This is a genomic window from Kribbella sp. NPDC051770, assembly GCF_040681455.1.
Lineage (GTDB): Bacteria > Actinomycetota > Actinomycetes > Propionibacteriales > Kribbellaceae > Kribbella.
Window position 1 is genome coordinate 152,475 of the sequence record NZ_JBFAYT010000015.1, and the last position, 26,310, is coordinate 178,784.

At 70.4% G+C, this 26,310-nt stretch carries 25 protein-coding genes; 13 read left to right on the top strand and 12 right to left on the bottom strand.

Annotation, left to right across the window (positions count from 1 at the left end; translation table 11 throughout):
• The first annotated feature begins 3 nt into the window (after positions 1–3).
• From AB0M01_RS35115 to AB0M01_RS35125, 3 genes are read left to right on the top strand one after another with little or no spacing between them, the layout of a single operon-like run.
• Positions 4–561 (top strand): TlpA disulfide reductase family protein, encoded by a 558-nt coding sequence (locus AB0M01_RS35115; RefSeq protein WP_363676810.1) that lies wholly within the window; start codon positions 4–6, stop codon positions 559–561.
• On the top strand, positions 561–2,372 hold the full coding sequence (locus AB0M01_RS35120; protein WP_363676811.1) for an ABC transporter ATP-binding protein: 1,812 nt from the start codon (positions 561–563) through the stop codon (positions 2,370–2,372). Before AB0M01_RS35115 ends, AB0M01_RS35120 begins: the two co-directional genes overlap by 1 nt.
• Positions 2,369–2,860 (top strand): S26 family signal peptidase, encoded by a 492-nt coding sequence (locus tag AB0M01_RS35125; protein ID WP_363676812.1) that lies wholly within the window; start codon positions 2,369–2,371, stop codon positions 2,858–2,860. The genes AB0M01_RS35120 and AB0M01_RS35125 overlap by 4 nt, the downstream gene beginning before the upstream one ends.
• On the opposite strand, the gene AB0M01_RS35130 is transcribed toward AB0M01_RS35125, so the two are convergent.
• The gene (locus tag AB0M01_RS35130) at positions 2,853–3,731 is read right to left on the bottom strand and encodes a phospholipase (protein WP_363676813.1); all 879 of its coding nucleotides are present in this window, start codon (positions 3,729–3,731) and stop codon (positions 2,853–2,855) included. The two genes, AB0M01_RS35125 and AB0M01_RS35130, sit on opposite strands and share 8 nt — an antisense overlap.
• 97 nt (positions 3,732–3,828) lie before the next feature.
• Between AB0M01_RS35130 and AB0M01_RS35135 the strand changes: the two genes are divergently transcribed.
• The 6 genes from AB0M01_RS35135 to AB0M01_RS35160 all read left to right on the top strand — a co-directional run bounded on the left by AB0M01_RS35135 (position 3,829) and on the right by AB0M01_RS35160 (position 9,160).
• The gene (locus AB0M01_RS35135) at positions 3,829–4,362 is read left to right on the top strand and encodes an EXLDI protein (RefSeq protein WP_363676814.1); all 534 of its coding nucleotides are present in this window, start codon (positions 3,829–3,831) and stop codon (positions 4,360–4,362) included.
• Between the two features lie 135 nt (positions 4,363–4,497).
• Positions 4,498–5,442 (top strand): ATP-binding cassette domain-containing protein, encoded by a 945-nt coding sequence (locus AB0M01_RS35140; protein WP_363676815.1) that lies wholly within the window; start codon positions 4,498–4,500, stop codon positions 5,440–5,442.
• On the top strand, positions 5,439–6,230 hold the full coding sequence (locus AB0M01_RS35145; RefSeq protein ID WP_363676816.1) for an ABC transporter permease: 792 nt from the start codon (positions 5,439–5,441) through the stop codon (positions 6,228–6,230). Before AB0M01_RS35140 ends, AB0M01_RS35145 begins: the two co-directional genes overlap by 4 nt.
• Positions 6,231–6,299: 69 nt before the next feature.
• Positions 6,300–7,202, top strand: coding sequence for a hypothetical protein (locus AB0M01_RS35150; protein WP_363676817.1), 903 nt, complete (start codon positions 6,300–6,302; stop codon positions 7,200–7,202).
• Positions 7,195–8,505: a methyltransferase gene (locus AB0M01_RS35155; RefSeq protein WP_363676818.1), complete on the top strand. Its 1,311-nt coding sequence runs from the start codon at positions 7,195–7,197 to the stop codon at positions 8,503–8,505. Before AB0M01_RS35150 ends, AB0M01_RS35155 begins: the two co-directional genes overlap by 8 nt.
• A gap of 10 nt (positions 8,506–8,515) precedes the next feature.
• Positions 8,516–9,160 carry a TetR/AcrR family transcriptional regulator gene (locus tag AB0M01_RS35160; RefSeq protein WP_363676819.1) on the top strand — a complete coding sequence of 215 codons (645 nt, stop codon included), beginning with the start codon at positions 8,516–8,518 and terminating at the stop codon, positions 9,158–9,160.
• 12 nt (positions 9,161–9,172) lie between these two features.
• Here the strand turns inward: AB0M01_RS35160 and AB0M01_RS35165 are convergent, their stop codons facing one another.
• Positions 9,173–9,865, bottom strand: a complete 693-nt coding sequence (locus AB0M01_RS35165; RefSeq protein ID WP_363676820.1) for a pyridoxamine 5'-phosphate oxidase family protein — start codon at positions 9,863–9,865, stop codon at positions 9,173–9,175.
• A gap of 67 nt (positions 9,866–9,932) precedes the next feature.
• On the opposite strand from AB0M01_RS35165, the gene AB0M01_RS35170 reads away from it, so the two are divergent.
• Entirely contained in the window at positions 9,933–11,312 is a 1,380-nt protein-coding gene (locus tag AB0M01_RS35170; protein ID WP_363676821.1) for a PLP-dependent aminotransferase family protein, read from the top strand.
• Here AB0M01_RS35170 and AB0M01_RS35175 read toward each other — a convergent pair.
• The 6 genes from AB0M01_RS35175 to AB0M01_RS35200 all read right to left on the bottom strand — a co-directional run bounded on the left by AB0M01_RS35175 (position 11,301) and on the right by AB0M01_RS35200 (position 19,067).
• Positions 11,301–12,203, bottom strand: coding sequence for a glycoside hydrolase family 43 protein (locus AB0M01_RS35175; RefSeq protein WP_363676822.1), 903 nt, complete (start codon positions 12,201–12,203; stop codon positions 11,301–11,303). The genes AB0M01_RS35170 and AB0M01_RS35175 overlap by 12 nt on opposite strands.
• Before the next feature lie 83 nt (positions 12,204–12,286).
• Positions 12,287–14,506 carry a family 43 glycosylhydrolase gene (locus AB0M01_RS35180; protein ID WP_363676823.1) on the bottom strand — a complete coding sequence of 740 codons (2,220 nt, stop codon included), beginning with the start codon at positions 14,504–14,506 and terminating at the stop codon, positions 12,287–12,289.
• A 25-nt stretch (positions 14,507–14,531) separates the two neighbouring features.
• Positions 14,532–15,359, bottom strand: a complete 828-nt coding sequence (locus AB0M01_RS35185) for a carbohydrate ABC transporter permease (protein WP_363676824.1) — start codon at positions 15,357–15,359, stop codon at positions 14,532–14,534.
• Positions 15,356–16,237: a sugar ABC transporter permease gene (locus AB0M01_RS35190; RefSeq protein WP_363676825.1), complete on the bottom strand. Its 882-nt coding sequence runs from the start codon at positions 16,235–16,237 to the stop codon at positions 15,356–15,358. The genes AB0M01_RS35185 and AB0M01_RS35190 overlap by 4 nt, the downstream gene beginning before the upstream one ends.
• Positions 16,234–17,562 (bottom strand): ABC transporter substrate-binding protein, encoded by a 1,329-nt coding sequence (locus AB0M01_RS35195; protein WP_363676826.1) that lies wholly within the window; start codon positions 17,560–17,562, stop codon positions 16,234–16,236. Before AB0M01_RS35195 ends, AB0M01_RS35190 begins: the two co-directional genes overlap by 4 nt.
• Positions 17,559–19,067: an alpha-N-arabinofuranosidase gene (locus AB0M01_RS35200; RefSeq protein WP_363676827.1), complete on the bottom strand. Its 1,509-nt coding sequence runs from the start codon at positions 19,065–19,067 to the stop codon at positions 17,559–17,561. Before AB0M01_RS35200 ends, AB0M01_RS35195 begins: the two co-directional genes overlap by 4 nt.
• A gap of 154 nt (positions 19,068–19,221) precedes the next feature.
• Here AB0M01_RS35200 and AB0M01_RS35205 point away from each other — a divergent pair, with 154 nt between their 5' ends.
• Positions 19,222–20,223 carry a LacI family DNA-binding transcriptional regulator gene (locus AB0M01_RS35205; protein WP_363676828.1) on the top strand — a complete coding sequence of 334 codons (1,002 nt, stop codon included), beginning with the start codon at positions 19,222–19,224 and terminating at the stop codon, positions 20,221–20,223.
• Here the strand turns inward: AB0M01_RS35205 and AB0M01_RS35210 are convergent.
• Together AB0M01_RS35210 and AB0M01_RS35215 are read right to left on the bottom strand one after the other, a co-directional pair.
• On the bottom strand, positions 20,220–21,839 hold the full coding sequence (locus tag AB0M01_RS35210) for a M14 family zinc carboxypeptidase (protein WP_363676829.1): 1,620 nt from the start codon (positions 21,837–21,839) through the stop codon (positions 20,220–20,222). The two genes, AB0M01_RS35205 and AB0M01_RS35210, sit on opposite strands and share 4 nt — an antisense overlap.
• Before the next feature lie 147 nt (positions 21,840–21,986).
• Positions 21,987–23,132: an FAD-dependent monooxygenase gene (locus AB0M01_RS35215; RefSeq protein ID WP_363676830.1), complete on the bottom strand. Its 1,146-nt coding sequence runs from the start codon at positions 23,130–23,132 to the stop codon at positions 21,987–21,989.
• Between the two features lie 86 nt (positions 23,133–23,218).
• On the opposite strand from AB0M01_RS35215, the gene AB0M01_RS35220 reads away from it, so the two are divergent.
• Positions 23,219–23,773, top strand: a complete 555-nt coding sequence (locus AB0M01_RS35220) for a TetR family transcriptional regulator (protein ID WP_363676831.1) — start codon at positions 23,219–23,221, stop codon at positions 23,771–23,773.
• Here the strand turns inward: AB0M01_RS35220 and AB0M01_RS35225 are convergent.
• Together AB0M01_RS35225 and AB0M01_RS35230 are read right to left on the bottom strand one after the other, a co-directional pair.
• A complete protein-coding gene (locus AB0M01_RS35225) occupies positions 23,770–24,510 on the bottom strand; it encodes a rhomboid family intramembrane serine protease (RefSeq protein WP_363676832.1) in 741 nt (246 codons plus the stop codon). The two genes, AB0M01_RS35220 and AB0M01_RS35225, sit on opposite strands and share 4 nt — an antisense overlap.
• Before the next feature lie 114 nt (positions 24,511–24,624).
• Positions 24,625–25,155 (bottom strand): peptidylprolyl isomerase, encoded by a 531-nt coding sequence (locus AB0M01_RS35230; protein WP_363676836.1) that lies wholly within the window; start codon positions 25,153–25,155, stop codon positions 24,625–24,627.
• Between the two features lie 256 nt (positions 25,156–25,411).
• Between AB0M01_RS35230 and AB0M01_RS35235 the strand changes: the two genes are divergently transcribed.
• Positions 25,412–26,191: a hypothetical protein gene (locus tag AB0M01_RS35235; RefSeq protein ID WP_363676833.1), complete on the top strand. Its 780-nt coding sequence runs from the start codon at positions 25,412–25,414 to the stop codon at positions 26,189–26,191.
• Positions 26,192–26,310: the final 119 nt, after the last annotated feature.

Below are 26,310 nucleotides of genomic sequence, written 5' to 3' on the forward strand. Positions count from 1 at the left end.
CAGATGTCCGTCGCACTCGCTGTCGCCGTCCTGGCCGGACTGCTCAGCACCCTGAACCTGGCCCTGACCGTCGGGATCGTCCGGCGCCTCCGCGAGCAGGCGGCTCAGCCGGCCTCCGCACCGAAGCCGATCACCGTGAAGGTGATGGCCCAGCCGGGCGACCGCCCGCAGCCGTTCACCGCGGTCACCACCGACGGCGAGAGCGTCGACCAGTCGCTGCTCACCGGTGGGCGGACGCTGGTCGGCTTCATGGCCAACGGTTGCTCGTCCTGCGAGGAGCGGCGCCCGGAGTTCATCCAGTTCGCCCAGCGGTTCGCGGGCGGCCGCGACCGGGTCCTGGTCACCGTGGTCACCAACACCGAGGACGTGTCGGCCGAGGTCGGGATGCTCGCGCCGGTCGCGCGCGTCGTCCTGCAGGACCGCCCGGGCACCGAGGTGGCGGCCGCGTTCGGGGTCACCGGCTACCCGGCGTTCGCGGTCCTCGACGCCGACGGCACGGTGCTCACCTCCGGCACCTCGGTGCAGGACCTCGACCTCACCCCGGCCCTCGTGGGGCTGTGATGCGCGGGATCGGCCAGGCTCTGCGGCTGACCTGGCAGACCAGCCGCCTGCTGACCTGCGGGTACGTCGTCGTCGCGCTGCTCGGAGCGCTGCCCGCGCTGGTCACCGCCTGGCTGACCAAGGACCTGATCGACACGCTCACCGCCGGTGGCGCGCAGACCGGCGAGGTGGTCCGGATCGGTCTCGCGCTGGCCGGCTCCGGGCTCCTGGTCGCGCTGCTGCCGGTGCTGACGATGTTCGTCCAGAAGGAGACCGAACGCCGGGTCGGACTGGTCGCGCAGGACCGGCTCTTCCGCGCCACCGAGCGGTTCACCGGCATGGTCCGCTTCGAGGACCCGGCCTTCCTGGACAAGCTCCGGCTCGCTCAGCAGTACGGCGGCGCGACCCCGGGCGTGGTCGTCGGCACCACCCTGTCGACGGCGCGGACCGGGCTGACCGCGATCGGCTTCCTCGGCTCGCTGCTCATCCTGTCGCCCTGGCTGCCGGTGCTGGTGCTGGCGTCCGCCGTACCGGTGCTGCTGGCCGAGCTGTCGGTCGCCCGCCGCCGGGCCGCGCTGCAGGGGAGACTCGGGCCGGTCGAGCGGCGCGAGTTCTTCTACCGTGAGCTGCTGACCAACGTGCAGGCCGCCAAGGAGATCCGCCTGTTCGGGATCGGGACCTTCCTGCGCGACCGGATGTCGGCCGAGCGCCGGCACGCCAACCGGCGGCTGACCAGGATGGACCTGCGGGACACCGCGATCCAGACCGGTACCGGCCTGCTGACCACGCTCTTCACCGGCGCCGCGCTGCTCTGGTCGCTGTCGGCCGTGCTCGCCGGCCGGATCTCGATCGGCGACATCTCGCTGCTCATCGCCGCGATCGCCGGGGTGCAGACCGCCGTGGTCGGCCTGCTGCGCGACGTCGGCAACGCACACCGCCAGCTGCTGCTGTTCCGCAACTACCTGGACGTCGTCGGCAGCGAGCCGGACCTTCCGGTCCCGGCGAACCCGCTGCCGGTGCCCGCGCTGCGCGGCACGATCGAGTTCGACGACGTGTGGTTCCGCTACGGCCCGGACCAGCCGTGGGTGCTGAGCGGCGTCGACCTGCGGATCGCCGTCGGCGAGACCGTCGGCCTGGTCGGGCGCAACGGAGCCGGCAAGAGCACGCTGATCAAGCTGCTCTGCCGGATGTACGACCCGGTCCGTGGCGCGGTCCGGTGGGACGGCGTCGACCTGCGGCAGCTGGACCCGGTCGAGCTGCGCCGCCGGATCGGCGCGGTGTTCCAGGACTACATGACCTACGACCTGACCGCGGCCGAGAACATCGGGATCGGCGACCTGGACCGGATCGCCGACCCGGCCGCCGCCGAAGCAGCCGGTCGCCGGGCCGGAGCGCACGACTTCGTGGCCGCGCTGCCCGACGGCTACAGCACGTTGCTCAGCCGGGTCTTCTTCCAGGGCGACGATCCGGACAACCCGGTCGCCGGAGTGACGCTGTCCGGTGGCCAGTGGCAACGACTGGCGATCGCTCGCGCGTACGCCCGCGACGACCACGACCTGGTGATCCTCGACGAGCCGAGCTCGGGCCTCGACGCCGAGGCCGAGGCGGCCGTTCACCAGGGACTGGCCGAGCACCGCGCCGACCGGACCAGCCTGCTGATCTCGCACCGCCTCGGTTCACTCCGTACGGCGGACCGCCTCGTCGTACTGGACGACGGCCGGATCGTCGAACAGGGCGACCATGCCACGCTGATCCGCCGGCAGGGGCTCTACGCACACCTGTTCGCGCTGCAGGCGGAGGGCTACCAGGACCTCGTGCAGGAGGCGTCGTGATCGCGGCGACCGCGGTGCTGGTGCTGCTGCTGGCCGCTGCGTTGGTGTGGGTACGCCGGACCTGGCTGCGGGTGACGGTGGTCGGGCCGAGCATGCTGCCGACGTACCGGCCGGACGACCAGGTGCTGACCCGCAAGGTGCGGGCGGGCCGGATCCGGGCGGGGGAGGTCGTGGTCTTCGAAGGGCCGGCCGCCGACGAGGAGCACGCGGCGACGCTGCTCGACCAGTTCGTCCGCGACTACGCGGTCGTCGAGCGCCGGCCGCTCGCGGCCGCGCCGCCGGAGCGGGTCCGGCGGCGGATGATCAAGCGGGTCGCCGCGGTGCCGGGGGAACGGCTGCCGTTCGACGTACCGGGGCATCCGGCGGGTTCGATCGTCCCGGCCGGGCACCTGGCCGTTGCCGGTGACAACGCGGCGGCGAGCGTCGACTCCCGGCAGTACGGCTTCATCAGCTTCGACCAGGTGGTCGGGCGGGCGAAGGTCAGCTGAGTACGCCGGCCAACTGCTGGTCGAAGTCGGCGGGGAAGGTGTGCGCGAGGTTCGGCAGGACGGTGACGGTCAGGCCGTAGCTGTCGAGGTGGGCGTCGGTGACGACGTCGAGCAGGTCGTCGTCGGCGCCGATCCAAATCATTGCCGGGGACAACTTGTTGGTGGTGGCAGCCGGGAGGGTGCGCAGCGCGGGAGCGAGCGCGAGGACGCCGGCCGGGCGCTGGGGCAGGCCGGTGAGCGCCCAGTCGACGGCGACCCGTCCGCCGGCGGAGAACCCGGCGGCGATCAGCGGCAGGCCTTCGAGCTCGGCGGGCAGGTGCGTCAGCGCGCGAGCGACGTCGGCGCGGGCGGCCTCGGGGTCGGGCCAGGTGCGGTACATCGGGGACATCAGCTGCGACGACTCGACGCAGACCAGCGCACACCCGAGGTCGAGCACCGGAGCCCAGTCCCGCGCCGCATGAGCAGCCCGCTGGCCAGCCCCATGAAGGGCAACGACCACCTGAACACATTCTCCAGCAGGTAGTTGGATCAGTGGGGGTGTGGGATCTGCTGAACGGCGCTGCCGGCTCGTGGTGACGAGCTGCTGAAATTCCGGGCGCTGCTGGAGTGCGGCGAGATCGTCGTCCTCGGTGAGGATCGACTCCTCCCACCAAGCGCCGTCCGCGACAGCGCGTTCGAGAACGGCCAGCGCCTCGTCCGGGCGATCGAGCGAGCCGAGCAGGCAGGCGCGCAGGTGCGCGAGCTCGGCCGACCACGGCGTCAGGTCCTCGGCGGCGTCCATCAGCGCGAGCGCGGCGGCGGCGCGGCCGGCGTCGTACAGGGCGGCGACCTCGTCGGTCAGGGCGTCGTACCGGTCCTCGGCAGCATCCACGGACGCATCCTCGCAGGGTGCTCGGAAATCTACGCAGACATATACGTAGACACCTACGTAGGGCATATGTATAGTTCTACGTAGAAGGAGAGACAACATGCCGAACAAGACGATCTACGTGTCCGACGACGACCTCGCGCTCTACAAGCGCGCCCAGGAGATCGCCGGGAACCTGTCCTCCGCGATCTCGACCGCGCTGCGGCGCTACGTCGAGATGGAGGAGGGCCGGCTCAAGGGGTACGACGAGATCACCGTGCGGGTGGGCCGGGGCGCCGGCCGCAAGCAGCGGTTCTCCGGTGTCCTGCTGGCCGAGGGTGGCCGGTCGAGCAAGGACGGCTACGAGGCCTTCCGGGTCTACCGCAGCCGGACCGGCAAGTTCGTCCTGCACGCCGACCGGCGCGACCAGTACAAGCAGGGCTCGACCAAGCCCGCGGCCACCGAGGACGGCGGCTGGCGGAGCTGGATCGGGACCCTCGGCCTGCTCGACTCGTCCTGGAGCATGGCGCAGGGCGAAGCGACGCTGTACGTCGTGGAGACCGTCGCCGAGCTGCGCGAACTGATCCCCGAGGACCTCTACGTCCTGGTCGAGGAGGCGGCGAACCAGCCCGCCGTCGAGGACCTCGACATCTGATCCCGCCGCACTGACCAACTCCACAGCACCACCTGCTCCGGCGGCCGCGGGCCGTCCGGTCTGATCCGCACACCCTCCTTCCGACTCCCCACCCCTTCGGCGGCGCGAGCCTGCCCAAAAACCGAACGAGGAACCATGAACCCAGCGATCGAGGTCCGCGGGCTGCACAAGTCCTACGGCGACCACACCGTGCTCGACGGCATCGACCTGACCGTTGCCGAAGGCACCATTTTCTCGCTGCTCGGCCCGAACGGCGCCGGCAAGACCACCGTGGTGAACATCCTGTCCACGCTGATCACCGCCGACGCCGGCCAGGTCCGGGTCGGCGGTGTCGAGCTGGCCGGCGCGCCGGACACGGTCCGGGCCGCGATCGGGGTCACCGGCCAGTTCTCCGCGGTCGACGGGCTGCTCACCGGCGAGGAGAACCTCTGGCTGATGGCCGATCTGCACCACCTCGGCAAGGCCGCCGGGCGGCGCCGGGCGACCGAGCTGCTCGAGCAGTTCGACCTGGTCGAGGCCGGGCAGAAGACCGCGATGTCGTACTCCGGCGGCATGAAGCGCCGCCTCGACCTGGCGATGACGCTGGTCGGTGACCCGCGGATCATCTTCCTGGACGAGCCGACCACGGGGCTCGACCCGCGCAGCCGGCACAGCATGTGGCAGATCATCCGGCAGCTGGTCGCCGGCGGCGTCACGGTCTTCCTCACCACGCAGTACCTGGAGGAGGCCGACCAGCTGGCCGACCGGATCGCCGTGCTCGACCACGGCAAGCTGGTCGCCCAGGGCACGCCGGAGGAGCTGAAGCGGCTCGTCCCCGGCGGCCACGTCCGGCTCCGCTTCACCTCTCCCGACGAGCTCGACCTGGCCGCGCGCGTGCTGCCGGCCGGCGTACCGGACCACAGCGCGCTGGTCCTGCAGGTCCCGAACGACGGCAGCGTGCAGTCCCTGCGCACGTTGCTCGACCGGATCAGCGACGCCTCGCTCGAGGTCGACGAACTGACCGTGCACACCCCCGACCTGGACGACGTCTTCTTCGCCGTCACCGGCCACCCCACCGACGAGAAAGTGACGACCCGATGAGCGCCACGACCCTGCACCCGCTGGCCGACACCGCCACCATGCTGCGCCGCAACCTGCGGCACCAGCAGCGCTACCCCTCGATGACGCTGAGCACGCTGGTCAGCCCGGTGATCATGCTGCTGCTGTTCGGCCTGGTCTTCGGCAAGACCTTCCAGGCCGGGATCGGCGGCAACGGCTTCGACTACCTCGACTTCCTGGTCCCCGGGCTGCTGCTGGTCACGATCGGTTCCGGCACCGTCTCGACCGCGGTCGCGGTCTGTACGGACATGACCGAGGGCATCGTCGCCCGGTTCCGGACGATGGCGGTCTTCCGCCCGGCCGTGCTCACCGGGCACGTGATCGGCAGCCTGCTGCAGACGCTCGTCAGCGTCGCGCTGCTGATCGGCGTCGGCCTGCTGATGGGCTTCCGCCCGACGGCGACGTTCGGCGAGTGGCTGCTCGCGACCGCCCTGATCACCGGTACGGCGATCGGCCTGACCTGGCTGTCGGTCGCGCTCGGCCTGACCTCGAAGACGCCCGAGGCGGCCAGCAACATCGTCCTCCCGTTCAGCCTGATCCTGCCCTTCCTGAGCAGCACGTTCGTGCCGATCGACTCGATGCCGGCCGGGCTGCGCTGGTTCGCCGAGTACCAGCCCTACACGCCGATCATCGAGACCCTGCGCGGCCTGCTGATCGGTACGCCGTACAGCGCGACCGACGGCTGGCTCGCCGGGGTCTGGTGCGTCGCGATCACGGTCGGCGGCTACCTCTGGTCGCGGCGTCTCTACAACCGGGGCACAGCCGCCTGACCTGCGCGCTGTGCCGACGGCTTGGCCAGGTTTTGAGCACTCGCTCAAAACCTGGTCTATGCTGCGTTCATGACCACTCCCGAGCAACCGCCGCCCCAGGTCGCCTGGACCAAGCGGCTCCCCGCCCTGCTGATCGTCGGCGCGGCCGCCGTCCTGGCCCCGCTGACCCTGATCCGGACCGGCCGCCTCGACACCGCCGCGCTGTTCGTCGGCGCACCGCTCGCGATCGCCGTCGTGATCGCCCTGCTGCCGCCCGCGAAGAGCCTGCACGGGCTGACCTTCCGGGTCGTGACGTTCGCGCTGATGATCACGTCGGCGTTCCTGCACGAGGGAGCGGCGTGCGTGCTGATGGCGGCGCCGCTGGTGTACGGCGTGGCGCACTTCGTGGCCGAGGTGGTGCGGCAGGCGCGGATCCGGCAGGCCGGCCGCCGGTACCAGGCGGCGCTGGCGATCTTCCCGCTGCTGGTCGCCGGGCTGGAGGGGACGGCGTACCGGGTGGACCCGGTGCAGCGGGTGAGCGTCGAGCGGGTGGTGGCGATGACGCCGGGGCAGGTCGACAGCCGGCTGGCGAAAGGGCCGGACTTCTCGGCGGCGCGGCCGTTCTTGCTGAGGCTGACCGGCTATCCGACGCCGGAGGTGGCGACCGGGTCGGGTCTTCAGGTCGGCAGCGAGTGGTCGTTCTCGCTGGGTGGCGACCCGATCGCGACCCGGGTGACCGCGCACGATCGCTTCCGGACGGAGTTCGCGGTGGTGGCTGATCAGTCGAAGACGCAGCGGTGGTTGCACTGGGAGGGCGCGACGGTCGAGCTGTCGCCGCGACCGGACGGGACGACGACGGTCAGGCTGACCGTCGAGTTCACCCGGCGGCTGGACCCGAGCTGGTACTTCGGGCCGATCGAGAACGCGATGGTGGGCGCGGGGCTCACGCACTTCGCGGACAGCCTCGGGCTGGCTAAGTCCGCCAATGACTGAGCTGGTGGTCATTCGCTGGCTCTGTCTCGGGGTGCCCGCGCTGCTCGTCCTCACCCTGTGGAAAACCTGGGACTGGCGGCGCGCGGAGGCCGGGCAAGCGGCGGGCCGGGTGGCCGGGCAGGCCGCGAGGCGGGCGCCGGGGCCGGCCGCGGGAGCGGCTCTGCTCGGGTTTCTGTTCGCCTTCGTCGCGCTGGGAGCAACCAACCGGTTGGCTGTTTGGCTCGGGTGGTGGTCGTTCGAGCAGGTGGCGGGGAGCTTTCTGGGGATGCCGCTGGATCTGTGGATCGGGTGGGCGGTGTGTTGGGGTGCACTGCCTGCTCTGGTCGGTGGGCGGCTGGTGGTGTGGGTGCTGGGCTGCGGGTGGATCGACCTGCTGGTGATGCCGCGACTCGACGGGCTGGTGCAGCTCGGTCCGCACTGGCTGCTCGGGGAAGCACTGGTGCTGGCCGCCGTGCTGGTTCCCGCGGTGCTACTGACTCGGTGGACCAGCGAGCGCACTCACCTGACTGGCCGCCTGCTCCTCCAGCTGTTCGCCTTCACCGGACTGGTGCTCTGGCTGCTTCCGTCGGCGGTGATGAGCGAAGGCGACGGCTCGTGGGACCACCTGGTCGACGGCCCGCTGTGGCGCACCTCGCTGGTCCTCCAACTGATGGCCCTCGCGGCAGTCCCCGCGCTGGCCGCCGTCACCGAGTTCGCCGCGAGCGGCGGTACGCCGTACCCGTGGGATCCACCGCGCAAGCTCGTCACCACCGGGCCGTACGCCTACCTGGCCAACCCGATGCAGGCCTCGGTCGTCGTCATGCTGGCGCTGCTCTCACTCGGCACGCAGAGCTGGTCGCTCGCGCTGGCGACCGTCGGCGCGGTCTGCTTCGCGCAGTTCGTCGCCGACCCGCACGAGCGCGCGCAGCTCGCCGCCCGCGAGCCCAGGTGGGCGGCGTACGACCGAGCAGTGCGGCCGTGGATCCCGAGGCGCAGGCCGTACCAGCCGCAGGGCGAGCTCTACCTCGCCGAGAGCTGCACGATCTGCAGCCAGGCCAGGACCCTGATCGAGTCGACTTGTCCACAGGGCCTCAGCATCCAACCCGCCGAGACGTATACGGTGGCTGCACTCCGCCGCGCTCTGTACGTCGGGCCGGACGGCACCCGCACGAGCGGGCTGGGTGCGCTCGCCCGGGCCTTCCAGCACAGCGGGCCGGGCTGGGCGTACGCCGGCTGGCTGATCGGGCTGCCCGTCGTACGGCCGCTGCTGCAGCTGCTGCTCGACGGCATGGGCGGCGGAGAACGGGACCTGCCGAGGCCATGAGAGGACTGCGATGGCGAAGACCACCCGAGCCGACCTGCTCGCGGCCGCGCTGCGGACGATCGGCGAGCGCGGGTTCGCGGGAGCGTCGGCGCGCACGATCGCGACCGAGGCCGGGCAGAACCAGGCGCTGGTCTTCTACCACTTCGGCACCGTCAACGACCTGATCGCGGCGGCCTGCCGGGAGAGCACCGAGCAGCGGGTCGCGCTCTACCGGGACCGGTTCGACCAGGCCGGGACGTTCGCGGAGCTGCTCGCCGTCGGCCGCGAGGTGCACGTGACCGAGCACTCCGAGGGCAACGTCGCCGTGCTCGCGCAGCTGCTCGCCGGAGCGCGCGGCAACGAGGTGGTCGGTGCGGCGGTCGCGGACGCGCTGAACCTGTGGGTGGTCGAGGTCGAGAAGACGCTCGCCCGGGTGCTGGCCGGCAGCCCGCTGCTCCCGCTCGTCGATCTCGGCGGCCTGGCGCGGTCGATCTCGGCCGGGTTCGTCGGGATCGAGCTGCTCGACGGCGTCGATCCCGACGGCGCGACCCGGGCGCTGGCGTCGCTCGAGCAGCTCGCCGTACTGACCGAGACGCTGCTGTCGGAGCTCGACAGCCTCGGCCCGGTCACCAGCCGCCTGGTGAAGCGGAAGCTGAACGCGCTCACCAACCAGTAGCGGCGCCGAGGCTCACCAGCCGGTCGCCGCGGGGGCGCCGAGCTGGCTGGCCCTGGTCCGGACGTGCGCGGGGACGAGCAGATCGCAGTCGTCGTTGGTGATCGGCTCGTCGGCGACCACGCGCAGCGGGACGACGCCGGTCCAGTACGGCAGGTCGAGATCCTCGGGCTCGTCGTTCGCGCCACCGGCCCGGGTCTTCACCGAGGCCTCGGTCAGGTCGAGCGCGAGCACCGACGTCTTGGCCAGCTCCTTCTTGTTCGGGAGCCGCGAGCCGTGCGAGCGGCCGGGGACGAGATGGTCGACGATCACCGTCAGCCCGTGCAGCTTCTCGGCGGGGTCGGTGACCAGCCGCGGAGTCCCCAGCACGACGGCCGACCGGTAGTTCACCGAGTGGTGGAACGCCGAGCGCGCGAGCACGAGACCGTCGACGTGCGTCACCGTCACGCAGATGGTCTGGTCCGGCGCCGCGACCACGCTCCGGGCGGCGACCGAGCCGTGCAGGTACAGGGTGCCGTCGGGTCCGCGGTCGAGGTCCACCCCGTACGCCGTCGGCAGCACCAGCGGGTCGCCGTCGAGCACGACCCCGAGGTGGCAGAACATGCCCGCCGCGAGCACGTCGTACAGGGCCTGGCGGTCGGTGGCGGCGCGTTCCTTCGAGCGGCGCACCCGGGTCCGGTCGGTCGGCGACAAAGGAATCGTGGTCATGGTTCGAGCGTGGCAGAGTAGTGGCATGCCTGCCCGGTCCACTTCGCGGTCATTCGAGTAGTCCATTGTGAGGGCTTCGCTGCCGCTGACCGTCGATCGCGCCGCCGGCGTCCCGCTGCACCTGCAGCTCGCCGAGCAGATCCGCGCGGCGATCCGGGACGGGCGGTTGCAGTCGGGGCACCGACTGCCCTCGACGCGGGACCTGGCGCGGGAGGTCGAGGTCTCGCGCGCGGTCGCGCAGGCGGCGTACGACCAGTTGCACGCGGAGGGCTGGATCGCGGGACGCACCGGTTCGGGGACGTACGTCGCCGACGTGGCGCCGCTGCCGCCGGAACCACACCGCGCCCAGCCATCACGACTCAGAGACCCAGCTGGGCCGAAGCCACTGACTCTCCGTCCCGGCATCCCGTTCATCGCCCGTACGCCGGACCCGGGCTGGCGACGGGCCTGGCGGGAGGTCTCGGGCCAGTCACCACCGCGCGGCTACGAAGACGCTGCCGGACTCCCCGACCTGCGTGCCGCACTGGCCGAGCACGTCGGCCGGGTCCGCGGAATCGCTTGTGGGCCGGAGAACCTCGTGGTCACCAACGGGACCGTGCACGGCTTGCACCTGCTGCTGTCGACCACCCTCACAGCCGGCGACCGAATCGCGATGGAAGATCCCGGCTACGTCAGCGCCGCGAACGCCGCGCACGCGCACCGCGTCGAGATCGTCGACGTCCCGGTCGACGCCGACGGGCTGCAGGTCGCGCAGCTTCCGGACGACGTCGCCGCGGCGTACGTCACGCCCTCGCACCAGTACCCGCTCGGCGGCCGGCTACCCGTTGCCCGACGCAACGAACTGGTCCGCTGGGCGCGCCGCACCGGCGCCACGCTGATCGAGGACGACTACGACAGCGAGTTCCGGTACGACGTCGCGCCGCTGCCCGCGCTGGCCCAGCTCGACCTCGACCGGGTCGTGCACCTCGGCACGCTGTCCAAGATGCTCAGTCCGTCGCTCCGCCTCGGCTGGCTGGTCGCCTCCACCGCCGTGGCCGACCGGATCACGGCGTACCGCGAGCACACCAGCGACTGGCCGGCCTGGCCGATGCAGGCCGCGCTGCTCGCGATGCTCCGCGACGGCTACCTCGACCGCCTCGTCCGCCGCTCCAGCCGTCTGTACGCCGACCGCCGCAACCTCACCTGCCGCCTGCTCGCGCCGTACGGGCGGGTGGTCGGGCAGGACGCCGGGCTGCACATCACCCTGCTGCTGCCCGACCACGTCGACGACGACGCCCTCGCCGCGAAAGCCCGAGCCGCCGGCATCGCCGTCGCACCGCTCAGCGACTACCGACGGACCATCCCCGGCCCACCAGGCCTCGTGATCGGCTACGCGACCCCGTCGGACGAGGACCTGCTCACCGCCCTGAAGCTCCTCGCGGGTCTGCTCGCTGCCTCACGGCCGTGACGGGTTGTCCTTCAGCGGCGGCTGGACCTTCGGGGTGTCGCCGTCCCAGGTCAGCTCCGACAGCCACATCGTCCGCCCGGGCGGGTCGACGCCGACCAGCGCCGGGTCCCACGCGTGGTAGACGAACCAGTAGCGGCCGTCCTTCTCCAGCACCATGTTGTGGCCCGGGCCGGCGGCGGCGTCCGAGGTGGTGAGGATCGGGTCGCCGGACTTCACGCACGGGCCGGTGGGCGTCGTGCAGACCGCGTGGCCGACGGCGTACTCGGCCTTGTCGTACGCGTTGGCGGAGTAGAACAGGTGGAACTTGCCGTTCCGCTCGACCACGTACGGCGCCTCGACCAGGTTGCCCTCCCAGGGCAGGTCCTGCTTGATCAGCTTGGTCGTCTCGCCGACCAACTCCAGGCCGTCGGCCGACAGCTTGGAGACGTAGATCCAGGTGTCGACGCCGACTGCGTTGCCGTCGTTCTTCCAGTACAGCCAGCGCTGCCCGGTCGCGTCGGTGAACGGGCTGGCGTCGATCGAGCCACCAGCATCTGCCTGACAAACCAAGGGATTCCTCGATTTGTCGACATATGGACCTTCGGGCCGAGAGGCGACCGCCACCCCGATGCACTGCCGCCCGGCGGCGTCGTTCGAGCTCGTGTAGTACATGACGTACCGATCGGGTCCGTGGACGGCGACTTCCGGCGCCCACACCTTCCCGGCCGACGTCCAGGCGGGCAGCTCGGGCAGTGCGTCGCCGACCTGCTCCCACTCGACCAGGTCCGCCGACTTCAGCGTCTGGATGTTGCCCAGCGGCCCGTTGGTCGCGAACGCGTAGAACGTGTCCCCGGCCGCGATCACCTGCGGGTCGGCGAAGTTGTTGTCGTAGACGGGGTTGTTGAAACCCACACTCGCTCCTTCCGAAGGCGGACCGGAGCCGCCGCACGCCGCCGCCACAAGCAGCAGCAGCGACAGGACCGGTCCGCGCAGCATCACTTGCTCTCGAAGAACCGCAGGTAGTCGAACGTCGCGACCGGCGCCGGGTTCGCCCCGGTGAACTCGCCGTGCGCGAACAGTCCCAGCTTGGGCGTCTCTCCGGCCGGGAGCACCCACGACGCGCCCCAGACCCACTTCTTGCCGTCGACGCTCGTCCCGGCCTGGTAGACGTGCTCACCCGCGGCGTTCTGGTGGAACGCGAGCCGCATCCACAGGTCCTTCGCCGACCGTCCGATCGCCGCACCGCCGTAGCTGGTCGCACCGTCGGACGCCCGGGCGACAAGCTCCCGCCCGTACTCCGTCTGCCGGGTGCGCCAGATCGAGACGTCGCCGAGCCGGGCGAAGTCGTCGTCGTTGCGGTAGGCGATCATCCCGGCCTGCTGGTAGTTGCGGATGTCGCCCTCGCCGAGGTCGAGGTGCAGCTTGGTCTCGGCGATCCACCGATCGGTGGCCGGCGTCTGATGGAAGAGCAGTCCGGCGTTGTTGCCGCCGCCGACCAGGTCGGCGTTCTGCAGCGGCCAGGAAAGCTTGCCATCAGCAACCACCGCGTTGCTGTCCGGGCGGACCCACGACCACTGCGAACCGAGCGCGCCGGTGAACTCGTCCCCGGCGAGCAGCTTGCCCGGCTTCGGCTGCGGCGCCAGCGCCTTCACCGGCTTGGCGACCGGCCTGACGGTCAGGTTGTCGACCTCCGCCGAGCCCAGCCAGCTCACCGGCGCGGCCTTGACCTGCAGCTTCGGTACGGCGAGCCGCGCCTCGGCGTACAGGTCACCGAGGCCGGAGTCGCTGAGCCGCACGGTCACGACACCGTCGGCGACCTGCACGCTCAGCTTGTTCCACTGCGTCCGGTCGAAGTCGGCCGGGATCGCCGCGCTCGCGGTCTTGCCGCCGGCGACCACGGTGATCCTGCTCGCCGACACCGACGCGACGACCGAGCCACCGACGACCGTCGTGAAGCTGCTGCCGAGCCGGACATCCGCGTCGACCCGCACCGAACCACCCGGCGCGGACTGCTTGGTCGTCGCCGCGCCCTGGATCTGCGCGGTCGGCCCACCCAGAGCGTCACCCGTACGACGAGTCGCCAGCCACAACCCGGAGGCCGGATCGGCAGCCGTGATTCCCGCGCTCGAACCCGTCGTCGGTGCCGGCTGCGGCGTGTCCGACGGACCGGCACCCGCGCGGGTCCTCGGCCAGCCGTCGATCCAGTCGATCCGGTCGACCAGCATCGGCCGCCGGTTGATGCCGAACGGATCGGTCAGCCACGGCGTCGCGCGGTCGATCGCGTGGTACAGGATGTGGTCCTGCCCGGCCGCGTCGGTGAAGAACGCGTGGTGGCCGGGGCCGATCCACTTGTTGCCGTTCTGGGTGAGGACGGTGGTGCCGCCGACCCGGGACTCGTTCATGCTCGCGCCGTCGGCGTCGAGGAACGGGCCCTTCGGCGACTTGGACCGGCCGGCGAAGACGGAGTACCCGGTGGTCGGGCCCGCGCAGCAGTTCATCGACGAGGCCATCAGGTAGTACCAGCCGTCGCGGTAGACGACGTACGAGCCCTCGTAGCGGTCGCCGACGGTGACCTGGGTGGGTTCGCCGACCGCGTGCAGGCCGTCGGCGGTGACCTCGGTGACCGAGATGCCGCCGTAGAAACCGCCGTAGTACAGGTAGCGCTTGCCGTCGGCCGCGGTGAGCAGCGCCGGGTCGATGGTGTTGAACCAGCCGCCGTTGCCGTCGGACTTGGGCGTCACGACCGGACCACCACTGGAGGTCCACGGGCCGCTCGGGGTCGGCGCGGTGGCGACACCGATCGAGTAGTCACCGCCGGGGTTGGCGGCGCTGTCGGTCACGGTGAAGTACATGACGTACCGGCCGCCGAAGTAGCGGATGTCCGGCGCCCAGAAGAACGAGCCGGGCGCGGCCCAGGCCGGCTTGGTCTGGTCGCTGAAGACGGTCCCGAGGTACTCCCAGGAGCCGAAGTCCTTGGTCCGGGCCATGTGCATCAGGCCGAACGGGCCGCCGGAAACCAGCGGGTCGGAGGTGGCGTAGGCGTACCAGTAGCCGTCGCGGCCCTGGATGATCGACGGGTCGGCGAAGGTGTCGGCGAACGGCTTGGAGATGTCGTTGGTCGTGGTCACCGGCGCGGGCGCCGCGACCGCGGCCGTCGTACCGGTGGCGACGGCCGCGACGGCGAGCGCCGCGGCGAGGAGACGTCTGGGAGGCACTGGCGGGTTCCTCTCGGGTGGGGATTCAGCCTTTGATGCCGCTGCGCGCGACACCTTCGATCACGTACCGCTGGACGAACACGTAGAGGATCAGGACCGGGACGGCGGCGACCGTCGCGCCGGCCATGATGACGGGGTAGTCGGTCGTGTAGGCGCCCTGAAGCAGGCTCAGACCGGCCGGCAGGGTGAGGCGTTCGGGACTGAACAGCACGAACAGCGGCCAGACGAAGTCGTTCCAGTTCGCCAGGAACGACAGCACGGTCAGCGTGGCCAGCGCGGGTTTCGCGTTCGGCAGGATGATCCGGGTGAAGATCGTCCAGGCGTTCGCGCCGTCGATCAGCGCGACCTCCTCGAGCTCCTTCGGGATCGCCAGGAAGAACTGCCGCATGAAGAACACTCCGAACGCGCCGGCCGCACCGGGCACGACCAGCGCCCAGAACGTGTCCAGCCAGCCCAGCTTGTCCATCAGCAGGTAGTTCGGCATCAGGAACACGAAGCCCGGGACGAACAGCGTGAGCAGGATGAACGTGAAGATCGCCTTCTTGAACCGGAAGTCCATCCGGGCCAGCGCGTAGCCGGCCATCGACGCGACCACGACCACCAGTACGGCGTGCAGGCTCGCGGCCGCGAAGCTGTTCAGCGCCCAGCGCAGCACCGGGTTCTGGCCGCCGGTGGTCAGGATCTCGCCGTACGCGCGGCCGCTCGGCTCCTGCGGGACCAGCGTCGGCGGGTCCGCCTGGGACTCGCCGATCGTCTTGAACGACGTGATCACCATCCACAGCAGCGGAAGGACGACCAGCAGCGTCAGCAGGATCACCAGCACCCAGAAGGCGGGCGACGGTCGGCGTCTCATGACTTGCGCTCCCTCATCAGGGCGAACGAGATCAGCGCCACCACCGACAGGCAGATCGCCAGCAGGTAGCTCATCGCCGCCGCCTGGCCCATCCGGAACTGGCTGAAGCCGATGTCGGTGATAACCATCAGCGCGGTCGTGGTGGTGTCACCCGGTCCACCCTGCGTGATCAGCAGCGCCTGGCCGAACATGTTGGCGCTGGCCAGCAACGTGATCGTGACGATGAAGACGGTCACCGGCCGCAGCCCCGGCAGCGTGACGTGCACGAACTGCTGCCACCGGTTCGCGCCGTCGAGCTCGGCCGCCTCGTACTGGTCGGCCGGGATGTCCTGCAGCCCGGCCAGGTAGATGATCGCGTTGAAGCCGGTGGTCCACCAGACCGTCACCGCGACCAGCGCGACGAACGCGTACGGCTGCTCGGTCGTCCACCCGATCTGCGGTACGCCGAACACCCCGAGGAACGCGTTCAGGATCCCGAACGTGGTGTCCATGATGTAGCGGAACATCAGCCCGATCACCGCCACACCGAGCACGTACGGCGCGAAGTACACGGCCCGGAAGAACGTCCGCCCCGGAAAATGCCGGTTCAGCAGCACGGCCAGGCCGAGCGGCACCGCGACCAGGAACGGCACCGACGCGAGCGTGAAGATCCCGGTCGCCCGCATCCCGTGCCAGAACGGCTCGGCCGTCGCCGACAACGGGTCGAACAGGTCCTGGTAGTTCTGCAGCCCGACGAACGGCTTGCCGGGCAGCTGGAAGTCCCAGTCGTGCAGGCTCATCCACAGGCCGAACACCGCCGGCCCGAGGACGAACACCGTGAACAGGACCAGGTACGGCGCGAGGAACAGGTACGGCGTGGCTCGCCCGTGTCCTCTCATGCCCCGTACTTCTTGCGGTTGGCCTCCAGGATCTTGTCCGCCCGGGCCGCCGCGTCGGCCAGTGCCTTGGCCGGCTCGGTCTTCTGCAGCACCGCCTCGTTGACCGCCTTGTTCAGCTCGGCCAGCGCGTCACCGATGCCCGGCACCGGCGGCGGGAAGTGCAGGTCGTCGATCTGGGTGGCCAGCGCGGCCTGCTCCGGCAGCGCCTTGAACTCGGCCGACTCGCGGACCTGCTTGCGGGCCGGCACCTGGCCGCCCTTGGCCCACTCCAGCGACTTCTGGCTGACGTAGTTCACGAACACCCGGGCCGCGGTGGACTTGTTCTGGTCCGGCGTCTTCAACTTCGGCAGGCAGAACTGGTGCGAGCCGGCCCAGGCTGCCTTGGTACCGCCGATGTTCGGCAGCGGAGCGACACCCCACTCCAGGCCCTTCTTCTCCTTGAAGGTGTTGATGTTCCAGATGCCGTTCCAGACGAAGGCGTTCTTGCCGTTCATCACCGCGATGTTGTCGGCGTCCTGGGCGACGTTCTTCGGGCTGTGCCCGTTCTTCACCAGGTCGCTGAACCAGGTCAGCGCCTTCACCCCCGGCTCCTCGTGCCAGACCGTCTTCGAGGAGTCCTCGTTGAACAGGTTGCCGCCGTACTGCCAGAGCAGCGCCTGCACACTCAGTACGCCGGTGAACGGGAACGGCGTCGCCCAGTGCCCCTGGATCCCCTTGCCCTTCAGGGCGTCCAGCGCGGCGGCGTACTCGTCGGCGGTGGCCGGCGGCTTGGCCGGGTCGAGACCGGCCTGGGTCATCAGCGTCTTGTTGTAGAAGAACCCGAGCGGGTGCACGTCGAGCGGGATGCCGTAGCGCTTGCCGTCGTACTCGCCGGCCTTCCAGACCACGTCGGCGAAGTCCTCCTGCTTCAGCTCCAGCGCCTTGGCCACGTCGTCGAGCGGCTCGATCACGTTCCGGGCGGCGTTGGTGGCCAGCGAGTCCACGTGCATGATCGCGACCGCGGGACCACGGCCGCTGCTGACCGCGGTCGGCAGCTTGGTGTAGTAGTCCGACCACTGCATCACGGTCATGGTGACCTTGATGTTCGGGTTCTCGGCGTTGAACTGGTCGACCAGCTTGCGCATGAACGGGCCGTCACCACCGGTGAAGCCGTTCCAGAAGTCGAGCTCGACCTTCGGGCCGTCGTAACCCTTCGCGCCGCCGTCACCGTTCGCGGGCGCCGCGCCGGGCTTGCCCGCCGAGCCCTCCCCGCAGCCGGCCAGGACGCCGGCCGCGCCGAGTGCTCCGATACCGCCCAGCACGAGTCGCCGGTTGATGGTGTTCACCGTGTACCTCCAGGGGAGAGCCTGATCATGTGCCACGAAGCAGGGGGCAGCGTGGCGCGGCAGATGCCGTTGTCGATGCCGGTCCCGTCGACCGGTCGGGGGACGACCCGGTCCGGCTGGGCGGCTGTGTTCACCGCTGACCGGTCGTCGTCGTACACACCAAGGTGTTCCGTGAGCTGCAGGTCCCCGAGCGCCTGCAGCGGTACCTCGAGCGGGACCGTCTCGGTCTCGCTGCGGTTCACGACGAAGATGGCCACCTCACCGGTGCTTTCCTCGTACGTCGCGGTGCTCCACAACGCCGGTACGTCGCCGTACCGGGCGGTGCTGACGGTGGGCCCGGCGATCTCGGTCCGCAGGACGGTCGAACCGGCGTACCGGGCGGTGAGCGCGAACGGGTGGAAGGTGGTCTGCCGCCAGGCCGAGCCGCCGGGATCGGTGCGGATCGGGCCGATCACGTTGACCAGTTGCGCGAGGCAAGCGATCTTGACCCGGTCGGCGTGCCGCAGCAGCGTGATCAGCAGGCTGCCGACCACGACGGCGTCGTCGACGCTGTAGGTGTCCTCGATCAGCGGGCTGACCTCGCGGACGTCGAGGCCGAGCTCGCCGGGGAAGCGCTGCTGGTACCAGACGTTCCACTCGTCGAACGAGAGCGTGATCTCCTTGTCGCTGCGCTTCAGCGCCTTCACGTGGTCGGCGGTGGCGACGATCGCGGTGATCATCTGGTCCATCTCCTGCGCCGAGGCCAGGAAGCTGGCCTGGTCGCCGTCCTTCGGCTCGTAGTACGCGTGCAGGCTGATGTGGTCGACCAGGTCGTAGGTGCGCTCCAGCACCGTGCGCTCCCAGTCGCCGAACGTCTCCATCTGCGCGTTGCTCGACCCGCAGGCGACGAACTCGAGGTCCGGATCGACCCGGCGCATCGCGTTCGCGGTCTCCTCGGCCAGCCGGGCGTACTCGTCGGCGGTCTTGTGGCCGATCTGCCACGGACCGTCCATCTCGTTGCCCAGGCACCAGACCCGGATGTCGTGCGGCTCCTTGGTCCCGTTCGCGACCCGGCGGTCGGGCAGCTCGGTCCCGGCCGGCAGGTTGCAGTACGACAGCAGCTCGACGGCCGCCTGGATCCCCCGGGTGCCCAGGTTGACCGCCCAGATCGGCTCCACGCCGGCCTTGCGCGACCAGGTGACGAACTCGTCGGTGCCGAACTGGTTCGGCTCGATCGCGCGCCAGGCCAGGTCGAGCTTGCGCGGCCGGTCCTGCTTCGGGCCGACGCCGTCCTCCCAGTCGTAGTTGGAGACGAAGTTGCCGCCGGGGTAGCGGACCGCGGTGACGCCGAGCTCGCGGACCAGCGCCAGGACGTCGGTCCGGAACCCGTCCAGGTCGGCGTCCGGGTGCTCCGGCTCGTAGAGGCCGGTGTAGACGCAGCGGCCCATGTGCTCGACGAACGAGCCGAACAGGCGCCGGTCCAGACTCCCGACCACGAACGCGGGATCGACCGCCAGACGTGCCACAGGCCCTCCTGAGTGGTGTTTACAACGTTTACCAGCGAAGCTGTTGGGGGATTTCTACAACGATTGACATCCGCTGTAAAGAGCTGACCGTTCCAAGCTGCGGAACCGGGCGTGGCAGACTTCGGCCGAGCGAGCAGGGGAGAGGGAAACGACGATGGTGACCAGGCTGAGCGACGTCGCGGCGCGGGCCGGGGTCTCGGTGAAGACGGTGTCCAACGTCATCAACGACTACCCGCACATCACCGCGCAGACCCGGGCCAAGGTCCAGGCCGCGATCGAGGCGCTCGACTACCGGCCGAACGTGAGCGCCCGCTCGCTGCGCAAGGGCCGCTCGGACTTCATCGCGCTGGCGATCCCGGAGATGGCCTCGCCGTACTTCGCGGAGCTCGGCGCGGCGATCTCCCGGGCCGCCAAGAAGCGCGGCATCACGGTGCTGATCGACCAGACCGAAGGCGAGGCGGCGGCCGAGAAGCTGGTCCTGGACGGGATGCGCGGGCAGCTGATCGACGGCATCATCTTCTCGCCGATCACCACCTCACCGGCCAGGATCGGCGAGACCGAGACCGCCAAGCCGATCGTGCTGCTCGGCGAGCGGGACGCGGGCGGCCGGCTCGACCGGGTCGCGGTCGACTCGGTCCAGGCGTCGTACGACGCGACGACGCACCTGATCGGGCTCGGCCGGCGGCGGATCGCGGCGATCGGTGTCGGTGGTGGCGCGGGCACCGGATCGGTCCGGCGCAAGGGCTACCGCAAGGCGCTGAAGGCGGCCGGGATCGCGCACGACCCGGCGCTCGAGCTGGCCGGGACCGGGTACCACCGCGAGGACGGCGCCGCGTCGATGCGCGAGCTGCTCGCACTCCCGGAGCCGCCGGACGCGGTGTTCTGCTTCAACGACCTGCTCGCGCTCGGCGCGCTGCGGACGCTCGCCGAGGCCGGGCTCTCGGTCCCGGACGACGTCGCCGTGGTCGGCTTCGACGACATCGAGGACGGCCGGTACCACTCGCCCTCGCTGACCACGATCGCGCCGGACATGGAGTGGCTGGCCGAGCACGCGGTCGAACTGCTGCTCGACCGGATCGCCGGGAACGGCGAGGCCGCGCGCCGCGACCTCACCGTCCCGCACACGTTGACGATCCGGGAGTCGACCGGCGGCTAGAAGGCGCTCGCGCAGGTCGTCAGGTTGGCCGTCACGCTCGCACCGCGCGCGACGGTCACCTGCCGGGTCTCCAGCACCTGACCGGTCGGGCGCTCGCAGGTCAGCGTCCACGACTCCGTCCCACCCTGCTGCACGACGGCCGGCCGCGTCGACGGGTTGGTGTGCCAGGTGTAGCTGCCGCTCGCCGGGACGACCATCGTGCTGTCCAGCACGTCGGGCAGCTGCGTCCCGTTCCAGGTCTTGGTGGTGAACGACTTCTTCAGCCGGAGCACGGCGCCGGCCGGGCCGGAGCCGGTGACGATCGAGTGCCGCGCCGGGTTGATCGTCGACTCGGCCGCGAGCAGGAACGCCGAGCGGTTGCCCTTGCCCGCCGTACTGCCGGAGCCGAAGTAGTAGTTGACGACGTTCGAGAACGCCGGGTGGAAGCTGTTCGCGCCGTGCTCGAAGGTGAACCCGAGCCCGCCGGTCGCGTAGTACGACCAGTCCTCGGTGGTGCCGGTGGTGTCGTACAGCTCGTAGCTGAACTGGCTGTCGTAGCCGTTCTGGGCGGCCATCTGGTCGCCGAGCGCCTTGTAGATCGCCTCGTCCGGCGTCGGACCGGCCCCGGCGTACCCGGGCTCGCGGAGGACCAGGTTCGAGTAGGTGTGATTGGTGATCAGCGTGGTCACCTGGTGCGCGGAGACCAGGGCCTGGACGTTGCGCGACTCGGGCTCGCTGAACGCGCTCGCACCGCGGTAGGTCTCCGAGGTGAGGCTGCTCGACGCACCTGGGCCGCCCCAGAAGCCGGAGTAGTTGCGGTTCAGGTCGGTGCCGCGGGAGCGGTTCGTGGACTGCGCGCACTGGCCCTGGGTCGGGATCTGGCCGTTGGTGATCCGGCAGTTCTTCCGCTTCAGCTCGTAGCCGAGGGTGCGGCTCAGGTTGAAGCCGTCCGGGTTCACGACCGGCACGAAGATCACGCGGGCCTTGTCGAGGATGTTGGTGATCCGCGGGTCGACGCCGTCGTTCTTCAGCAGGTCGTAGGCGAACTCCATCGTCAGCTCGCCGGACGGCCACTCGCGAGCGTGGTGCAGCCCGAGCATCAGGAAGACCGGCTTGCCGTTGCTGACGTTGACGTCCCGGGTCACCTCGATGCCACGGATCGCCCGGTTCTCCAGCGAGGTGTTCTTCAGCGTGAACTGCTTGACCTTCGTCGGGTACTGACTGGCCAGCGCGGCCATGTCGTTGGTGTAGTCGGCGAGCTGCCGGTACGCCGTACGCCCGCTCGGCAGCGTGGCCGCGAGCTTGTTGCCGCGCACGGCTTTCGCGTACGCCGCGTCGGCGGCCTCGCGCTCCCGGTCGGCACCTTGGAGGTCGTCCTCGAGCGTGGACCAGGTGAGGCCGGCCAGCTCCAGCAGCCGGCGATCGTGGTTGCCGTAAGCAACGACATCGACGAAGGTCTTCCCGGCCGACTCGGCCAGGTCCAGATCGAGCGTGCTCAGCCGCTGCTTGTCGGCGGCGGTCGGGGTGTTCACCCGGAGCAGCTGGACCAGCTCGTCGTTCTGGTACGCCGAAGCCTTCGGGTCGGGCGGCGCGGCCGCCTGCACCTGACCGCCGGCACCGATGGCGAGAGCCGCCACGAGCGCCAGGGGGACCAGTCGTTTCCATCGGGCGGGATGGGACACGGTGACCTCCAGTAGTGAGGTTGCAACTTTCAGTAACTGGAGGGTAGAGGTCACCAAGGGGTCGCGGAAGCCATTCCGCTCGGTGGACGGGAAAACCCGCGCTCAGCGGGTCCGGACAGCCGACAAGCGCACGGCCAACCCGCGCTGGACGGCCGGCAGCTTGCCGAGCAGCCGAAGCAACAGGTTGCGCGCCGGGCGGAGCGCGGTGGGGAGGGTGGCGATCCGGGTCAGCCGGCTCGCGAGCGAGACCACTTCGAGTGCCTCGGCGCGGGCCTGCGTCGCGTAGAGGTCGAGCTGGCGCTCATCACCTGTTTCCAGCGCGGTGCCCAGCGCCTCCCCGAGCGTGATCGCGTCGCGGAGCCCGAGGTTCATCCCCTGGCCGCCGGCCGGGCTGTGGGCGTGGGCGGAGTCGCCGGACAGGATCACCCGCCCGTTCCGGTACGCCGGCGCCACGCGCTCGTGGATCCGGAAGCGGGAACCCCAGATCACCTCAGTCACCCGCACCGAGGCCCGCCGGCCTGCCCCGGGTCCCCGGGTGTCGAGCAGGCTCTGCGCGTACGCGACACTCACCTGCTCCGGCGCCTCCTGCACCTCGGCGACCAGCCGGAACGACCCGTTCGGCAGCGGCGCGACCACCAGCACCCCTTGGTTCGCGAGATAGAGCTGCACCTCCTCGCCCGTCAGCCCGCCGTCCACCCAGACGTCGGCCAGGCTGAAGCTCAGCGGCAGCGTGTCCCCGGTGTCGTCGCCGAGGCCGGCCAGATCGCGGATCCGGCTGTGCATGCCGTCGGCCGCCACGACGTACCGGGTGCGGATCTCCTCGCCGCTCTCGAGCGTCACCACCGCGTGGTCGTCGTACTGGGTGATGCCGGTGGCCTCGCACTCGCGCCGGACCTTCCCGCCGACTGCCTCGAGCCGCTCGGCGAGCACCTGCTCGGTCAGGTCCTGGGGAATCATCAACGTGTACGGGTACTTCGTCGGCAACCCACCGAACGGCACCCCGATCAGCTCGCGCCCACCGTCCAGGATGCTGAACCGCTCCGCCGGCACCCCGAGCTCCACCAGCCGCTCGCTGACCCCGATCCGCTCCAGCATCTCCAGCGTCCGCGCGTGAATCACTGCCGCCCGCGAGGTGTTCGCCCCCGCGGCCAGCTTGTCGACCACCACGACCTCACGCCCAGTCCCCGCGAGCACCACCCCGACCGCCAGCCCGACCGGCCCGGCCCCGACCACCACGACGTCCGTCATCTCCGCCTCCTGGTCAACGCTTGTTGACTTAGACGGTACGGTGGCCGCACTGGCCAAGTCAACACCTGTTGACCTAGGCTGCTGCCATGCGACGCTCCGGCGACCAGACCAAGGCCGCGATCCTCACCGCCGCCCGCGAACGCTTCGCCGCCGACGGCTACGAACGCGCCACCATCCGCGCGATCGCCGCCGACGCCGCCACGGATCCGGCGCTGGTCATGCGCCACTTCGGCAACAAGGAGAAGCTGTTCGCCGCGGCCGCCGACTTCGACCTCCACCTCCCCGATCTCTCGACCCTGCCGACGGAAGAGCTGGGCACGACCCTGGTCGACCACTTTCTCCGTCGCTGGGAGGAGGACGACACCCTCCAGGCCCTGCTCCGGGCCGCGGTCACCAACGAGGCTGCCGCGGACCGGATGCGGGAGATCTTCACCAGTCAGCTGGCCACAGCCGCTGCTGGTCTTGCGGACCAGGCGGAGCTCCGGGCCGGGCTGGTTGCGTCACAGACCTTGGGGCTCGGGCTGTGCCGGTACGTCCTCATCCTCGGACCCGTCGCGGAGATGCCGAGGGCAACGGTTCTGGCCTGGCTCGGACCGACGGTGCAGCGCTACCTGACCGCGGCGGATCCCTTGGCGGGTTAGGTTCTGCTCTTGTTGCGGCGGCGGTTGGTTTCCTGGAGGAAGAGCCAGGCCAGGGCGGCGCCGACGACGAAGCCGCCGAGGTGGCCCTGCCAGCTGATGTTGGGGAAGGTGAAGGAGATCACCGCGGTGATCGCCACGTAGGCCAGGATCCAGGTGACGTCCATGCCGCGGGCGCGGCTGATCACCAGGAGGGCGCCGACCAGGCCGAGGACGGCGCCGGAGGCGCCGAGGGTGGCGCTGAGCGGGTTGCCGAGGATCCAGACCGCGACGCCGCCGCCGAGCGCGGACAGGAAGTACAGCAGGGTGAAGCGCAGCCGGCCGAGCATCTGCTCCAGCTGCGGTCCGACCTGGTAGAGCATGAACAGGTTCGAGAAGATGTGGAAGATCTGCACGTGCGCGAACGCGGACGTGAGCAGCCGCCACGGCTCGGTGTCGACCAGCGCGGGCACCAGGACCAGGTCGTTGACGAACCCGATGCTGCTGGTCCGGATCGCGATGAAGACCAGCACGTTGATCACCAGCAGGGTCAGCGTGACGACCTGGGTGTTGCCGCGGGCGACCCCGCCGAGCGACGTCCGGGTCCGGGGGACCGACTTGACGCCCTCGCTGAAGCAGGACGGGCACTGGAAACCGACCGACGCCGCGTTCATGCAGGCCGGGCAGATCGGCTTCTCGCAGCGCTGGCAACGCACCCCGGTGGGCCGATCCGGGTGCCGGTAGCAGACGGTCTCGGTCACGGGCTGGTCCTCTCGGTACATCGCCGGCGGATCGGTCGCGGCCCCCGGAGTCACGAACGGCCGATCCGTGAAGATCGGCCGTTCGGTGCCCTGGTACCGCGGTCGGGCGGTGGTTCAGCTGGTGCGGGTCTCGATCTTGACGCTGTTGATCACGACCGGCTCGACCGGGCGGTCGGCGCCGCCGGTCTTCACGGTGGCGATCGCGTCGACGACCTTGCGGGACTCGTCGTCGGCGACCTCACCGAAGATGGTGTGCTTGCGGTTCAGGTGCGGGGTCGGGACCACGGTGACGAAGAACTGCGAACCGTTGGTGCCGCGGCCGAACTGGATGCCCGCGTTCGCCATCGCCAGCAGGTACGGGCGGTCGAACTGCAGGTCCGGGTGGATCTCGTCGTCGAAGGCGTAGCCCGGCGAACCGGTGCCGGTGCCCAGCGGGCAGCCGCCCTGGATCATGAAGCCGGAGATCACCCGGTGGAAGCCCAGCCCGTCGTAGAAGCGCTCGTTCTTCTTCTCACCGGTCTCCGGGTCGGTCCACTCCTGGGTACCGTCCGCGAGGCCGACGAAGTTCTTCACCGTCTTCGGCGCCTCGTTGGGGAACAGCCTGATCACGACGTCGCCCATCGTCGTCTGCAGGGTCGCGAACAGTTCTTCGGCCACGGGAGTACTCCTCATCGGGTTACAACTGACGCCCTCGATCCTGTCACGGCGCTCCAAGCCGGTGGGCACCGACCGGCCGGGACAACGTTTGCCACCGGACCGGTGGCCCGGCCGCCCGGTTTATCGGCTGGGTACGTCGTACGATGCAGATGCAGCCGGATTTGTCCAGAAGCCGTAGAGGTCGTCCCAACCCGTCAGTGGGCCGGACCGAGCCCGTGGCGCGGGCGACCACCGAGGAGGAACCGTGGGTTTGTTGAAGTCCAAGGGCCGGGTCGAGACCGCGAAGGACCGGGTCCGGCCGCTCGCCGAGTCGGCGTCGCACAAGGTCGGTGCGGGCGCGGGTCAGGTCCGCGACCACCTCGGACCGGCCGTGGGCACCGCACGGGAGAAGGTGTCGCCGTACGCCGAGAAGGCCGTCGAGCGCGGTGCGTCGATCGCGCACACCGCGGTGGAGAAGGCCGGACCGGTGATCGACGACGCGCTGGCCAAGGTCGGGCCGGCCACCGAGCACGCCGCCGAGAAGGCGCGCGAGCGGATCAACGACGACCTGCTGCCGAAGGTGACCGCGGCGCTGGCCGCGCTGGCCGCCGCGGCGGAGCCGGTGGTCGAGGAGACGTCGCGCCGCGGCAAGGCCACCAAGGCCGCGCTGAAGGGTGAGCTCGAGGTCCCGAAGAAGAGCCACAAGCTGCGCAACTTCGCGCTCTTCCTGGGCTTCGGTGCGCTGGCGGCGGCCGCCGTCCGCAAGCTGCTGACCCCGCCGGAGCCGGCCTGGCAGTCGACGCCGACCAGCGGCCGCGACTACAGCTCGGCGCCCGCGTCGCGCCCGGCGCCGGCCACCGACAAGCCGGCCGCGGCCAAGCCCGCCGACACCGCCGCCTCGAACGGCACGTCGAACGGCAAGACCGAGGCCGACGACAAGGCCGACGAGACCAAGGCGGCGTCGAACGGCACCGCCAAGAAGGCCACCCCGTCGGCCCGCAAGCCGGCCGGTGGCACGGACAGCACCAAGCCGTCCGGCTCCTGACACCGCAACGACGAAGGCCGCGCACCCGTTCGCTCGAGCAGAACCTGCAGGCGCTCGGGTACGACGGGTTCACGGTGGACGACGAGTACACGGCGAACACTGCTGCGGCGGTGGAGGAG